Source organism: Borreliella kurtenbachii (assembly GCF_030437945.2).
In the GTDB taxonomy this organism is placed as follows: domain Bacteria; phylum Spirochaetota; class Spirochaetia; order Borreliales; family Borreliaceae; genus Borreliella; species Borreliella carolinensis.
In genome coordinates this window covers 102,914-116,721 of record NZ_CP124058.1, presented here as the reverse complement: position 1 = coordinate 116,721, position 13,808 = coordinate 102,914, and the positions used below count along the sequence as shown (strand labels likewise).

General features: G+C 28.9%; 14 protein-coding genes. 12 read left to right on the top strand and 2 right to left on the bottom strand.

Features of this window, described 5'->3' with window-relative positions; genetic code table 11:
- Window positions 1-17: 17 nt before the first annotated feature.
- On the top strand, window positions 18-1,319 hold the full coding sequence (gene rseP / locus QIA22_RS01145) for an RIP metalloprotease RseP (RefSeq protein WP_301611352.1): 1,302 nt from the start codon (window positions 18-20) through the stop codon (window positions 1,317-1,319).
- On the opposite strand, the gene trhA is transcribed toward rseP, so the two are convergent.
- Window positions 1,316-2,017, bottom strand: coding sequence for a PAQR family membrane homeostasis protein TrhA (gene trhA, locus QIA22_RS01140; RefSeq protein WP_301611351.1), 702 nt, complete (start codon window positions 2,015-2,017; stop codon window positions 1,316-1,318). The genes rseP and trhA overlap by 4 nt on opposite strands.
- Before the next feature lie 204 nt (window positions 2,018-2,221).
- On the opposite strand from trhA, the gene QIA22_RS01135 reads away from it, so the two are divergent.
- The 6 genes from QIA22_RS01135 (at window position 2,222) to dnaB (ending at window position 7,159) form a co-directional block, all read left to right on the top strand.
- Window positions 2,222-3,916 carry a PTS transporter subunit EIIC gene (locus QIA22_RS01135; protein ID WP_301611350.1) on the top strand — a complete coding sequence of 565 codons (1,695 nt, stop codon included), beginning with the start codon at window positions 2,222-2,224 and terminating at the stop codon, window positions 3,914-3,916.
- Window positions 3,917-4,061: 145 nt separating this feature from the next.
- Window positions 4,062-4,481, top strand: coding sequence for a 30S ribosomal protein S6 (gene rpsF, locus QIA22_RS01130; RefSeq protein WP_301611349.1), 420 nt, complete (start codon window positions 4,062-4,064; stop codon window positions 4,479-4,481).
- Between the two features lie 14 nt (window positions 4,482-4,495).
- Window positions 4,496-4,945 carry a single-stranded DNA-binding protein gene (locus tag QIA22_RS01125; RefSeq protein ID WP_301611348.1) on the top strand — a complete coding sequence of 150 codons (450 nt, stop codon included), beginning with the start codon at window positions 4,496-4,498 and terminating at the stop codon, window positions 4,943-4,945.
- A gap of 14 nt (window positions 4,946-4,959) precedes the next feature.
- Entirely contained in the window at window positions 4,960-5,250 is a 291-nt protein-coding gene (rpsR, locus tag QIA22_RS01120) for a 30S ribosomal protein S18 (protein WP_004792283.1), read from the top strand.
- Window positions 5,251-5,266: 16 nt separating this feature from the next.
- The gene (gene rplI, locus QIA22_RS01115; RefSeq protein ID WP_301611345.1) at window positions 5,267-5,767 is read left to right on the top strand and encodes a 50S ribosomal protein L9; all 501 of its coding nucleotides are present in this window, start codon (window positions 5,267-5,269) and stop codon (window positions 5,765-5,767) included.
- A 24-nt stretch (window positions 5,768-5,791) separates the two neighbouring features.
- Entirely contained in the window at window positions 5,792-7,159 is a 1,368-nt protein-coding gene (dnaB, locus tag QIA22_RS01110) for a replicative DNA helicase (protein ID WP_301611344.1), read from the top strand.
- Between the two features lie 3 nt (window positions 7,160-7,162).
- Here the strand turns inward: dnaB and QIA22_RS01105 are convergent, their stop codons facing one another.
- A complete protein-coding gene (locus QIA22_RS01105; protein WP_301611343.1) occupies window positions 7,163-8,527 on the bottom strand; it encodes a hypothetical protein in 1,365 nt (454 codons plus the stop codon).
- 137 nt (window positions 8,528-8,664) lie between these two features.
- Between QIA22_RS01105 and QIA22_RS01100 the strand changes: the two genes are divergently transcribed.
- The 5 genes from QIA22_RS01100 to map all read left to right on the top strand — a co-directional run bounded on the left by QIA22_RS01100 (window position 8,665) and on the right by map (window position 13,805).
- The gene (locus tag QIA22_RS01100) at window positions 8,665-9,861 is read left to right on the top strand and encodes an acetyl-CoA C-acyltransferase (RefSeq protein WP_301611341.1); all 1,197 of its coding nucleotides are present in this window, start codon (window positions 8,665-8,667) and stop codon (window positions 9,859-9,861) included.
- A gap of 79 nt (window positions 9,862-9,940) precedes the next feature.
- Window positions 9,941-10,951, top strand: a complete 1,011-nt coding sequence (locus QIA22_RS01095) for a peptidylprolyl isomerase (RefSeq protein WP_301611340.1) — start codon at window positions 9,941-9,943, stop codon at window positions 10,949-10,951.
- Window positions 10,952-10,974: 23 nt separating this feature from the next.
- Window positions 10,975-11,403: a transcription antitermination factor NusB gene (gene nusB, locus QIA22_RS01090; protein ID WP_301612190.1), complete on the top strand. Its 429-nt coding sequence runs from the start codon at window positions 10,975-10,977 to the stop codon at window positions 11,401-11,403.
- Window positions 11,390-13,057 (top strand): tetratricopeptide repeat protein, encoded by a 1,668-nt coding sequence (locus QIA22_RS01085; protein ID WP_301611339.1) that lies wholly within the window; start codon window positions 11,390-11,392, stop codon window positions 13,055-13,057. The genes nusB and QIA22_RS01085 overlap by 14 nt, the downstream gene beginning before the upstream one ends.
- A complete protein-coding gene (gene map / locus QIA22_RS01080) occupies window positions 13,050-13,805 on the top strand; it encodes a type I methionyl aminopeptidase (protein ID WP_301611338.1) in 756 nt (251 codons plus the stop codon). Before QIA22_RS01085 ends, map begins: the two co-directional genes overlap by 8 nt.
- The last annotated feature ends 3 nt before the right edge of the window (window positions 13,806-13,808 follow it).

Here is a 13,808-nt window from a genome sequence, read left to right as displayed (position 1 = left end):
ATTTTTGGAGGGAATTTATGTATATTCTTTTTAGTGTGCTGGCTCTTAGTTTTATAATATTTATTCATGAACTAGGACACTTTTTATTTGCCAAACTTTTCAAAGTTAAGGTTGAAGTTTTTTCTGTGGGTATAGGCCCTAGCATATTAAAGTTTAAAATTAATAATACTGAGTATAGACTTTCTCCAATCCTTCTAGGAGGATATTGTAAGCTTAAGGGATTTGATCACTTAGAAAAGGAACTTAAAGCAAATAAAGAATTAAAAGCAGATAAAGATTCTTTATTTGGAATTTCACATTTTAAAAAAATTTTAATATATTTTGCAGGCCCTTTATTTAATTTGATTTTTTCATTTATTGTTTTCATTTTCATAAGCATGGCGGGTGTTATATATTTTGATTATTCTTCAAGGGTTAGTGTTTTAAATAAAGATTCTTTTTTAAAAGATAAATTTAGAGACGGTGATGTTATATTAAAAGTTAATAATAAAAAAATCGAATATTTTTCTGATTTAAGAAAAGTTATTCCTGAGAAAAAATCTACAATTACATTTGATGTTTTAAGGGAAAAAGAAAATATTACTTTTAAAGAGACTGTTAGTTTGCAAGATTTTTTAAAAGAGATTGGCCCTTGGGTTGATCTTGTGATAGCAGATGTGGTTTTAAATTCGCCTGCCAAGATTGCGGGAATAAAGCCAGGTGATGAAATAATTAGCATTGATAATATTCTTTTGAAAAATAAAAGAGATTTAGATGATCTTCTTAAGAATTTAAATTCTGATGCTGTGGAGATTAAGTTTTCTAGAAACGGAGAGATTTTTTCTTCAAAATTGGTATTTCATGATAAAAATAAGATGATTGGCATATATTTTTCACCACCTTTAAAAAGGATAGTTAAAGTAGAAAATATTTCAAGTGCCATTAAAAATTCTTTTTTTAAGGTTATAAATGTTTTGCAAGACATTTTGTATTCTATTTTTTTATTAATAACAAATTTTTTAAATACTTCTAAAAGTGTATCAGGCCCTGTTGGGATTGTGGGGATTCTCTCTTCATCTTATTCTTTAGGGCTATTGTATTGGGTCAATAGCATTTCTTTTTTAAGCTTAATTCTTGCTGGTATGAATCTGTTTTTTATTGTAATACCTATTTTTGACGGGGGACAAATTTTTATCAGCTTTGTTGAACTTTTACGTGGAAAAAGATTTAAGGCAAAAACCATTTATTCTTTTTATAGCTTTGGTATTTTTTTGGGGCTGCTTCTTTTTGTCTTGGGCCTTTTTAACGATTTGAAAGGTCTTTTAAATATATTTAATTAAAAATTAGAAATGTATTTTAGCATAAGCCAAAAGTGAGATGCTGATGCGATTATTATTAATATATGAAATACATCATGCATTTTCATGTTAATTGTTGGATTGAATTTTTTACTTAATGCGTATACTATTCCGCCTATTGTGTATACTATTCCCCCAAAAACTAGCCAAAAAAATCCTTTTCCATTAAGGGCTTTGTAAATGGGTTTAATTTTAAAAAGGATGATCCACCCCATGATTATAAATATAGATCCATTAAACCACCCAGGGCTGTTTGTAAATATTGCTTTAAAAATGATTCCAATTATAGCCACACTCCACACTATACATAAGATTGTTATTCCTGATTTGTTTGGTACAAGAATCGCACATGCAGGAGTATATGTTCCTGCTATTAGGATAAATATTGAAATATGATCAAATTTTCTAAATATTTTTTTTATTTTACTTCCTTTTGGAAACATATGGTAAAGAGTGCTCATTACATATAATAGAGTCATTGAAAATCCGTAAATAAAAAATACAAGTGCATGTAAATCTTTTTTCTTAAGAGTAGATACTGTAACAAGAATTGTTGTTCCAATGATAGACAAAATAATTCCAAAAAGATGTGATATTGAACTAAAAAGTTCATTTTTTGGTATTTTACTTGTATTAACATCGCTTAACGAGTAATCTTCAAGTTTGTTTTCTCTAGGCACAACTTCACCTCCGTTTTATCATTTATTTATAAAAAATAATATAATACATTACTTTAATTATAAGTTTTTCTCAAGATCAAATTAAACTTTACTTGATTTATCTAATCTTAGTATTAGGTTTGTTTTGATAAGTAGAGTTTTTTTTTGTAAAAAAAGCTTTATAATAAATAGTGTTTGCTGAAATTAGCATTGGAGAGGCTTAGCATGATTAATTTTATTAAAATAATTAACTTTTCAAGTTTGCAAAAATTTTCTAAAGCACTGCGAGTGCCTATTTCTATTTTACCAGTTTCATGTTTATTGATTGGTATTGGATCTGTATTTTCAAATTCTTCTAGTATTGTTTATGTTGATAAAATTTTTATTCAAGATGTTTTAGCCTTAATGAAGGCCATAGGCAATGCTATTCTTCTTAATATGCCCTTAATTTTTTCTATTGGAATTTCTATTGGAGTTGCAAGAATGGGGCAAGGAACAGCAGCTTTGGGGGGTCTTATTGGTTATTTAACATTTAATATTACCGAAAATTATTTTATTGAGACTTTCTCAGGACTTGTTGAAGCAGAGACAATGTCTTCTGTGGGGCGTATAAATTTTTTTGGTGTTCAAACTTTAAATACTGGAATTGCAGGTTCTTTGGCGGTAGGTCTTGTAGTTGGCTATTTGCATAACAAATTTTATAATATAAAGCTGCCCAAGCCTTTTATTTTTTTTTCAGAGTGCCATTTTGTGCCCATAGTAATAATTTTGCCTTTTTGTGTTATTTTGGCTATATTTTTTTGTTTGATTTGGTCAAGTTTTGACAAGTTGATTGCATCTTTAGGTATGTTTGTTTTTAAGTTTGAATATTTTGGCAGTTTTCTTTATGGATTTTTAAATAGGCTTTTATTGCCTTTGGGATTGCATTCCATTTTATCTTTTCCTTTTGAGTTTACTTCTTTGGGAGGAGTAGAGATGGTTAATGGCAATACTGTTAGAGGTGTTAAGAATATATTTTATGAGCAGTTGTTAGACCCATCGCTTGTTAAATTTTCATCAAGTTTTGCCAAGATTAGTAGCGGATTTTATCTCTCTATTATGTTTGGACTGCCTGGAGCAGCACTAGGGGTTTACAAGGGCATTGTTCATGAAGATAAAAATAAGGTTGCAGCGCTTCTTTTATCTGGGGCTTTGACAGCTTTTTTAACAGGAATAACTGAGCCTTTAGAATTTTTATTTATTTTTACAGCGCCCTTGCTTTATTTTGTTCATGCTGCCTATTCGGGATTTGCATTATTGCTTGCTAATTTTTTTGATGTTACTATTGGCAATACCTTTTCTACTGGATTTTTTGATTTTTTTATGTTTGGAATACTTCAAGGAAATTCTAAGACAAATTGGATTAGTGTAGTGCCTTTAGGGGCAATATTTTTTGCTCTTTATTATTTTACTTTTAGTTGGCTTTATAGATATTTTGATTTTCAGATATTTGTTGCAGACGATCCATTTTTTGAAGGACAAGAAGGCAAGCTAGAGAGTCTAGGGATTGCTCATCTGTTAATTCAGGGTCTTGGTGGATTTGATAATATTACAAAGCTTGATGTTTGCTCTACAAGATTGCATGTAGATGTTGTTAATACTGAGCTTGTTGATGATGATTTACTTAAAGAGGCTGGAGTTCTTAAAGTAGCGTTTGTTAATGGTAAGGTTCAGCTTTTTTACGGATCTAATGTTTATTATATTAAAAAGGCTATTGATACTTATTCTCCAAAGAGTCTTTTTGAAGCTAGTGTTATGGTTGCAGTTGATAATGTAAAAAAAGGCTTCAAGACTTATATTGAAATGAAAGAAGACAAAAAACTTGAAAAGCAAGGCAAATCGGGAAAAACCTATAAGCTTAGCGAATTAGAAGAAGATTAAGGGTTAAAATTATTTTTTAGTTATTTTGCCTTTTGTATATTATAAAAAGTTTTTATTGTTGAAAAAAATTGGTCTCTTTTATATACTAACTAAGTAGCCTTTGTTGCATATTTTGCAATGCGATAGACCATAAGGAGTTTTAGTAATGATTAAAAGATATGAGGCATGTTTTTTGTTTAAAAGTGAAGAAATTGAATATAAAGGTTCTTTGGAAGAGGTTAAAAAATCTTTAGAATTTTTTGGTGCAACTGAGATTGTTAGCAATTTTATTGGAGAGAGAGCCCTAGAATATCCCATCAAAAAGCAAGCTAGAGGTCGTTATGAAATAATAGAGTTTAATATGGAAGGTAATAACTTAAAAGAACTTGAATCAAGGCTTAAGTTAATTAAAAATTTGCTTAGGTATATGATTTTGGTTAAAATAGTTAGAAAGATTAATACTAAAAAAATTAAAAGAAGAAATTTTAGAGAATTTAGAGATAATGTTGACAAAGATAGTTTTAAAGGTGCCTCTAAAGTTGAAACAACAACAGGTTCTGAGAGCACAGATATTCAGGAAAAATAAGAGGGTTTTAAAGAGTGGCTGATATTAATTCATTGGTATTGTCTGGTAGGCTTACAAAAGATTCTGAGCTTTCTTATACAGAAAGCGGCATGGCTGTTCTTAGGTTTTCTTTAGCTAATAATAGAAGAATGAAGAAAAATGATGAATGGATTGATTATCCACAATATTTTGATTGTGTTATTTTTTCAAAAAGAGCTGAAAGTCTCAACGATTATTTGAAAAAGGGCAAACAAGTTGTGGTAAGTGGATCTCTTAAATATGAAAGCTGGCAAGATAGGAATACTGGTGATAAGAGAAGTAAGGTAAATATATTTGTAGATAATTTGCAAATGTTTGGTTCAGGTTCTAATACTGTGCAAATGCAAGATTCAGATATTAATAGTTTGACAAATCATAAAAAAGAAGATGTAGTTAAGAATATTGATATTGTTGATGATAAATTTAACGAAGATATACCTTTTTAATGGAGTTTAAGTTTATGTATAAAGATAGAGATGTAAATCAAAGAGATTCAAGATTTGAAAATCAGCAGGATGGTTTTAAGAAAAATTCGAATTTCAGATTTTTTAAGAGAAAGTCATGTAAATTTTGTGATTCCGGCAAACATCCTGATTATAAGGATTTTGATTTTCTTAAAAAGTTTATTACCGAACAAGGTAAAATTTTACCCAAAAGAATTACTGGAACTTCTGCTAAGCATCAAAGGCGTTTGGCATTAGAAATTAAACGGGCAAGATATATGGCTTTGTTGCCTTTTGTAAAAAAATAATTATTTAGGGGTAATTATGAAAGTTATTTTAAAGGAAGATTTTATTAATCTTGGAAAAGAAGGAGATATCGTAGAGGTAAGAGATGGATTTGCAAGAAACTATTTGCTGCCCAAAGGTTTTGCAGTTTTTTCAAATAAACACAATATTGAGATTTTTAATCAAAAAAGAAGATCAATATTAAAAAAGCAAGAAACAAAAAGGCAAATGGCCAATGATTTGAAATCTAAGCTTGATCTTGTTAAATTAGAATTTTTTATGAAATCTAATGATTCTGGCAAATTGTTTCATAGCATTAACAGTTTAAATATTGTTGATGAGCTTTTAAAACTTGGCTTTGACATAGAGAGAAAAAAAATAGATATACATCATGGAACTTTAAAGACTTTTGGAACCTATGATGTGACAATTAAGCTTTATGAGGGTATTAGTTCTATTATTAAAGTAGAGATAAAAAAAGAAAAAAAGCAAGAGGATAAAAAGTCTTTAAATAAAAAGTTAAATAATACAGATGAGTAGGCTTGGAAAGAGAGGGTGTAGTTTGTGGCTTTAGCAGCTTTTTCAAATTCTGCACTTCTTTTTAATGATGGTGCAGAAAAAGCGGTAATTTCTAGTATATTTTATAATTCAGATAAATTAGAGCAAATTGCTTTTCATGTAGGAGCTGATGATTTTTACAATGAAACTCACAAGTTGATTTTCAAAGCAATGGTTTCGCTTTATGAAAAAAGGGAAAATATTGATCCTATTACTGTTTTTGAAGAAGTGTCTAAGCACGTTTCAAAAAATCAACTTTTGATTAAAAAAGATTTAATCAATTTGCCAGATTATTTGGATTCACTTTCAGTTTATTTGCCAACAGATAGAACTATAAATGTTTATGCAAAAATTGTAAAAGAGCAGAGTGTTCGTAGAAGTATTTTAAATGTTTCTAAAGAACTTAATGATTATATAAGTGATTCTACAAAATCTATTAATGAGATTGTTGAAGAGTCTCAACAAAAGATTCTTTCAATTGAGTTAGATTATTCTAGTAAAAATCTTTATCATGCTAAAGTTATTGCAGAACGTGTTCATAATGAGATATATGAGCGCAGTATGAAGAAAAAAGAAGCAAATTTTGGCATTCCAAGTGGCTTTAGAAAGGTCGACTCTCTTATTGGGGGATTTAGAAATAGTGATTTTATTATAGTTGGTGCTCGTCCTAGCATCGGTAAAACGGCATTTGCTTTAAATATTGCTTCTGCTATAGCATTGAGAAAAGAAGGAAAGAAAAAAGTAGGATTTTTTTCTCTTGAGATGACAGCAGATGCTTTAATAAAAAGAATAATATCTTCTCAATCTTGTATTGATAGCTTTAAAGTTCAAAATAGCATTTTATCTGGACAAGAGATAAAATCATTAAATGATATTGTAAATGAGATTAGTGATTCTGAGCTTTATATTGAAGATACTCCCAATATTAGTTTGCTAACTTTAGCAACTCAAGCTAGAAAACTTAAGAGATTTTATGGTATAGATATAATATTTGTTGATTATATCAGTTTGATTTCTTTTGAAACAAAAAATCTTCCAAGGCATGAACAAGTTGCCTCGATTAGTAAATCTCTCAAAGAGCTTGCTAGAGAGCTTGAAATTCCTATTGTTGCATTGTCTCAGCTTACAAGAGATACGGAAGGGCGTGAACCTAATCTTGCCAGCCTAAGGGAATCAGGAGCATTAGAGCAAGATGCTGATATTGTAATTTTACTTCACAGGGATAAGGATTTTAAATTTGAGTCTTCTGCCGAGATAGAGCCAATAGAAACTAAGGTTATTGTCGCAAAACATAGAAATGGTCCTACGGGTAGGGCAGATATATTATTTTTACCACACATTACAAAGTTTGTTAATAAGGACCATCAGTATTAGTTGTTATTTAACGACTAATCCAATTCCTAAATAATTAAAGTTAATAGAATGTTTTTCTATTTTTTTTTCATCTAAGCTATAAGCTATAGGAACATAACTAACTTTTGAATATATTTTGAAAATATACTCAGTGTTCCTATATTTTAGCATTTTGAACAAAAATCCTAATTCATTTTCAATTCCAACTTGAATAATATTTTTTATTCTTATTGGTCTGAAGATGCTTTTAATATCTTGGTTATTTTGATTATAGGCAAAAAATAATCCCGAAATTATGTAAGGATTGAATGTTTTTTGTGGTAAAAATTCATACATGATGCCCGATGATAATTGATTTGTAAAGCTATTAGTTTCATTATAATTAGTGTAATAATTTGTTGATATTGAAAAGTAATTGTTGATGTTTTCATTTATTTTATAAAATAATGAATTTCTTATTTTTAATGGGATCATAATGTCAAATCCAAAGTAAAAATTATTACTTACAACATTAAATTCATTATTTGATTCTGATATTTTTGTGTATTCTTCAGGTGTAATGATTATTCCAAATCCTCCAACGCTTAAGAAATTTTCTTTGGTTGAAAAATTTTTAATGTTTAAATTATTGGTTATGAAAAAATTTTTAGAGTAAAATTGATAATTTATTCCAATTCCTGTTTCTGCTTCTTGTATTTTTGAATATGTTTTAAGGCTTTTAATTTGGTTTTGAATTTGAGAGTAAAATTTTATATCAAATCCAATATTTTCATTTTTTAACGTAATTCCAATACTGTTTTTGATAAAATAATCTGCAAAATAAGATAAATCCATATAATTTTCTAAATTTAAAAAATTCATGTATGAGTAATTTAGGGCAAAGCTTAAAAATCCTCTATAATTGTAGCTATCGTAGCTTTTTATACTTGGAATTGGGCGGCGTTGATTTAAAATGAGATGAATTATGTTTTGCATTAAGTGCCCTCCCCAGTCTCCAAATAATAAGTTTTTAACTCCAATTCCCAAATCTATTTCTCCAAAATTTTTTCCATTAATTAGCAATAAGATTGGGAAATAATACATGAAACCTATTTCAATTAGGTCTGTTCTACTGATTAAAGATTTTGGTGAGTCTTTGTAGCCTCTATAAGTTAACATGTGTGCTTCTAAATTGATTATAAAATTGTATTTTGAGGCATAGGTAAAAATTAGAGATCCACTTCTCAAATCATCAAAAAAATCGCTTAATGAAAATCCAAATCCATCATTTAGTATTTCAAAATAATATTTATCAATACCTTCATTTTTGTATTGAATTGCATAATTATAAGAATAAGCTTTTAAAGCAGAAATTATAAATATTATTAAAAACTTTTTTTTAAACCGCATTTTAAAATTATAGCATTTTAGTTTATTTATTAAATAATTCATATTAAATAGTTTATTTTTATTAAATAAACTTAGTTTTTATAGTGATTATTGTATTGTATAATTCAATAGAGTTTACTAAGATTTTAGGAGTAATTGTGATAAAAAAGGTAGCTATTATTGATGGGCTTAGAACCCCTAATTTCAAGTTTGGAGGTTCGTTTAGAGGTTTAAACATTATTGATGAATCTTCAAAAGTTGTTAAAGCTTTACTTGAAAGAAATAAGTTATGTGAAGTGGATGAGGTTATTATTGGCAATGTAATATCTGCAGGACTTGGTCAAAATATTGCAAGACAAATTGCTTTAAAGTCTAGTTTGGGCGATACTGTGCCTGCATTTAGCGTTAATAAAGTTTGTGGTTCTGGTCTTAAGGCTTTGGAGCTTGCATTTAATTCTATTGCTCTTGGGGACAATGATATTGTTCTAGCCGGGGGGGTAGAAGATCTAACCAATGCTCCTTATTTATTGCCTAGAAAGATTAGATTTGATGGCCTTAAATTTGGTAATTTTGGGCTTGAAGATTCAATCCAAAAAGATGCTTTAATAGACTCTCTAAATTTTATTTCCATGGGGCTTACTGCAGAAAATCTCTCAGAAAAATATAAAATAACAAGGGAAATGCAAGATGAATTTGCATATAATTCTCATGAAAAGGCATTAAAGGCAAGAGAACTTGGATATTTTGAAGATGAAATTTATCCCCTGACTGTTTTTGACAAGAAGACCAACTCTAGCCGGATTGTCTCAAGTGATGAGGAAATAAGAGATAATTTAACTTTAAATAAGCTAGCATCTCTTAATCCTGTTTTTAAAGAATCAGGCACAGTAACTGCCGGAAATTCCTCTAGTTTAAATGATGGGGCTTGTTTTTTAATTTTAGCAAGCGAGGAAAGAGTAAAAAGCTTAGGGGTAAGCCCATTAGCTTATATTGGGGGATTTAAAAGCGTTGGTCTTGATCCGCTTTATATGGGTTTTGGAGCTTATGTGGCCATTGAAGGTATTATTAGTAAATTAAGTTTAAATCCTAGCGAAATAGATTTGATTGAGGTTAATGAAGCGTTTGCGGCTCAAGCATTAAGCATTGAAAAGGCCTTGTTTAAAAAATACAATATAACTAGTGATATTATTAATGTAAATGGCGGCGCTATTGCTTTGGGACATCCATTTGCAGTTAGTGGTTCAAGAATTTTATTAACACTTTCTCGCTCTATGAAAATGAAGAATAAAACAAAAGGAATAGTATCTATTTGTATTGGCGGCGGACAAGGAATTTCTAGTTTTTTGTATAGATGAAAATGTTTTATTAACTAGATTTAAATGTAAAATTTTGTTAAATTAGTGGGTAAGTGATTCGTTAATAAGAGGTTATGTTATGAAGAGTTTTTTATTTTGGGTAATATTGGGAATTGTGGGGATTAACTCTTTTGCTCAAAATACTCCTGTTGCTATTATTAATTTACATAAGAATGAAATTATTACTAAAACTGGGTTTGATTCTAAGGTTGATATATTTAAAAAGACCCAAGGTAGAGACTTGACTTCTGCTGAGAAAAAGCAAGTTTTGCAGGTTTTAATAGCAGATGTTCTTTTTAGCCAAGAGGCTTCAAAACAAGGAATTAAAATTTCAGATGATGAGGTTATGCAAACAATTAGAACTCAATTTGGACTTGTAAATTTTACTGATGAGCAAATCAAGCAGATGATAGAAAAACAAGGTACAAATTGGGGCGAGCTTTTGTCTTCAATGAAAAGATCACTCTCTTCCCAAAAACTTGTTTTAAAGCAAGCTCAGCCAAAGTTTTCTGAAATTAAAACTCCCAGCGAGAAAGAAATTATTGAGTATTATGAGGCCAATAAAACTAAATTTGTAAATCCTGATATTTCAAGAGTTAGTCATGTATTTTTTTCTACTAAAGATAAAAAAAGATCAGATGTTTTAGATCAAGCAAAAAATATTTTAAGCCAAATAAGATCAAAAAAAATTACTTTTGAAGAAGCTGTAAGGAAATATTCAAATGACGAGTCTTCTAAGGCTAAAAATGGCGACCTTGGGTTTTTGTCAAGGGGCGATCAAGGTGCTCAAAATCTTCTTGGAGTCGATTTTGTGAAAGAAGTTTTTAATTTTAATAAGGGTGATATATCTTCGCCTATTGCTTCAAAGGAAGGGTTTCATATTATTAAGGTTACAGAAAAATATGCTCAGAGATTTTTAGGCTTGAATGATAAAGTGTCTCCTACTGCAGATTTGATTGTCAAAGATGCAATAAGAAATAACATGATTAATGTTCAACAACAGCAAATTGTTGTTGAAGTGCAGCAAGATATGTATGGCAAGCTTAACAAGTCTGCAAATATACAAATCTTGGATTCTAGTCTAAAATAAAACATAATTTTATTATGGATTTAATGCATGAAGTTAGAGTTTTAGCTTTTCAAAAGATTTATAGCGTTGATATTAATCAAAGTGCAATGGATGATATTTTTGATATTTTTAATATTGAAGATAAAGGATTGGACATAGAAAGTGAATCTATTAAATCGTTTTATTCTTCTTTGGTAAATGGTACTTTTAATAATTTAGAGCATATTGATAGCTTGATTGCGAATATTTCTTTGAATTGGTCTTTAGATCGTATGGATAAGGTTGATCTTGCAATACTTAGAATGAGTGTCTATTCTTTGAAGTTCCAAAATTTCAAAAATTCAAAACGTGCTGTAATTGATGAGGCAATTTTGATTGCTAAGAAATATGGCAGTAAAAACTCTTACAAGTTTATAAATGGTATACTTGATGCTTTACTTAAAAATATGGAGAGTTGTATTGAAAAAAAATAAAACTTTAGTGTTCATTTTATTATTCTTATTGTCGGTTTTTTTAGGGGGTTTTTATTTATATTTTGATCCCAATATTTTATACCTTTTAAAAGGTGAGAAAGATTTTAGCAAGCTTATTATGGGGATTGATTTTTATATTGATAAAAAAAAATTCGCTGATGCTAAAAAAGCAATGCTATTTTCATCATATTATGCTAATACTGAATTCAAATGGCTAGCTCTTATTAAAAGAGCTAAACTTTGGGCTTTAAATACAGGTGATTATCATCTTATGGGGGAGATAGCAAATCTTGGTGTTAAAGTTTTGCCGGGAAATTTGAAACTAAGAGCTTTGGAAGTTTATTCTAAACTTAAAATAGGGCTTTTAAAAGACGCTTATAGAATTGCAAATCAATATCTTTTAAATAGCGAAGAATATCAAGGTCTTTATAATGAAGTTTTTATTAAAAATTTAAGTGTAGATAATGGGGTTTTGGATTTTAACAAATTTATTGATAAAATCTATAAAGAAAAGGATGCTCGTATTTTTGAAGAGGTGGGTTTAAATCTTAAAAATAATGCATTTTTAATAAATGCAATGCTTTTGTATATAGAGAAAAAAAACATAGATGCTGCTAAGCGTATACTTTTCAAAATTAAAGAAGACAAAAATTTTTTAAAAGAGCTTGCATATATTTCATATAATCTTAATGATTTGGATTTTACAATTTCCAATCTTAAGTCCATTAAAAATGAAGAAGACCCCACCTTACTTTTTTTGCTTGCCGATGCTTATTTTAAAAAAGGAGATATTAAGAATGCTAAAAATGAATATTTAAAGCTTTATACAAAATTTCCTAATTACAATGTTCTTGTTTATTTAAATCTTGCACTCATAGCTAATAGTGAGAATGATCACAAAAGAGCAATTTCTTATTTAAATAAGGCTAATGAAGTGTTTAAAGATAATAAGATAATAAGTTATTATTTAGCAAACATATACTTTAGAATTAAAAATTATTTTAAAGCTAATGAAATTATAGCTAATTACAAGGAAGATCCGTTATTTTTTAAACTTTATTTTGCATTAAATTATGCAAATTCTAAGTATGAGGCAAAAAAATCTTATTTGTGGCGATTATTTTATAAGACTGAATACAATTCTAGTATTGCACAATTTTTGGCTTGGAATTTATTGCTTTATTCAGATTTAAAGGACCTGGATTTATTTTTTAGAATTTATAATTTTTCTGAAAATAAACAGGATTGGTATGATTTTTACAAGTTTTATTATTATTTCCTTAAGAGAGATTTTATTAGTTCAAAAAAGATAATTTTTGACAATAAATCTCAAAAATATATGTTTGGAATTTATTATAATCTTGGAGTTTTAAGCTTTTCTGAAAAAGATTATAAAGAGGCGGAAAAATATTTTAATAAAGGAATATCTTTATTGCCTAGTAGTTTTTATGATAAAGATTCTAGTACTCACTATGAACGTGAGCTTGTATCAAAAATCTATTTAAAACAAGGAATTAATTATCTTTATTTGGGAAAAATGGAAAAAGGCAAAGAGTCTATTTTGGCTTCTTATTCTTTTTACGAAACTGATGAAGGAAGGCTTTATAAAAATATGATAGATACACTCAGAGAAAGGAAGTTGAATTTTGACTAAACTAAGATTGAAATCTAAAGATGAGATTAAAAAAATAAAAGCTTCAGCAAATTTGTTGGCGCTTACTTTGTTAGAAGTTGAGAGGAATATTGTTCCTGGTATTAGTACTAAGGAACTTGATTTGATAGCCTATGATTTTATTATTAAAAATCGAGCTAAGCCTGCTTTTAAGGGATATCGTGGGTTTAAGGGCACTATTTGCGCATCTGTTAATGAAGAGGTTATTCACGGCATTCCCGGAAAAAGAAAATTGGCTGTTGGGGATATTGTTAGCATTGATTGTGGGGTTATTCTTGATGGGTTTTATAGTGATATGGCAAAAACTTTTAAAGTGGGAAATGTGGATCCCAGTATTGATAAACTTTTAGAAGTTACAAATGCTTCTCTTTATAAAGGTATTGCTGAGATGAAAGTGGGAAATAGAATTTTAGATATATCAAGAGCAATAGAAGATTATATAAAGCCTTTTGGTTTTGGAATAGTTAGAGAATATACGGGGCATGGTGTTGGATTTCAACTTCACGAAGAACCAAGTGTTCCAAATTATTATGCACCTTTTTTTAAAAATATTAGAATTCAAGAGGGTATGGTTTTGGCTATTGAGCCTATGGTAAACTTAAAGGGGCACGAGGTTTCAATAAAAAGTGATGGTTGGACTGTTTTTGCATCTGATCTTAGTTGTTCTGCACATTTTGAACATACGGTTGCTGTTGTTGATGGATTGCCTTTAATTTTAAGTGAAGTTTAAATT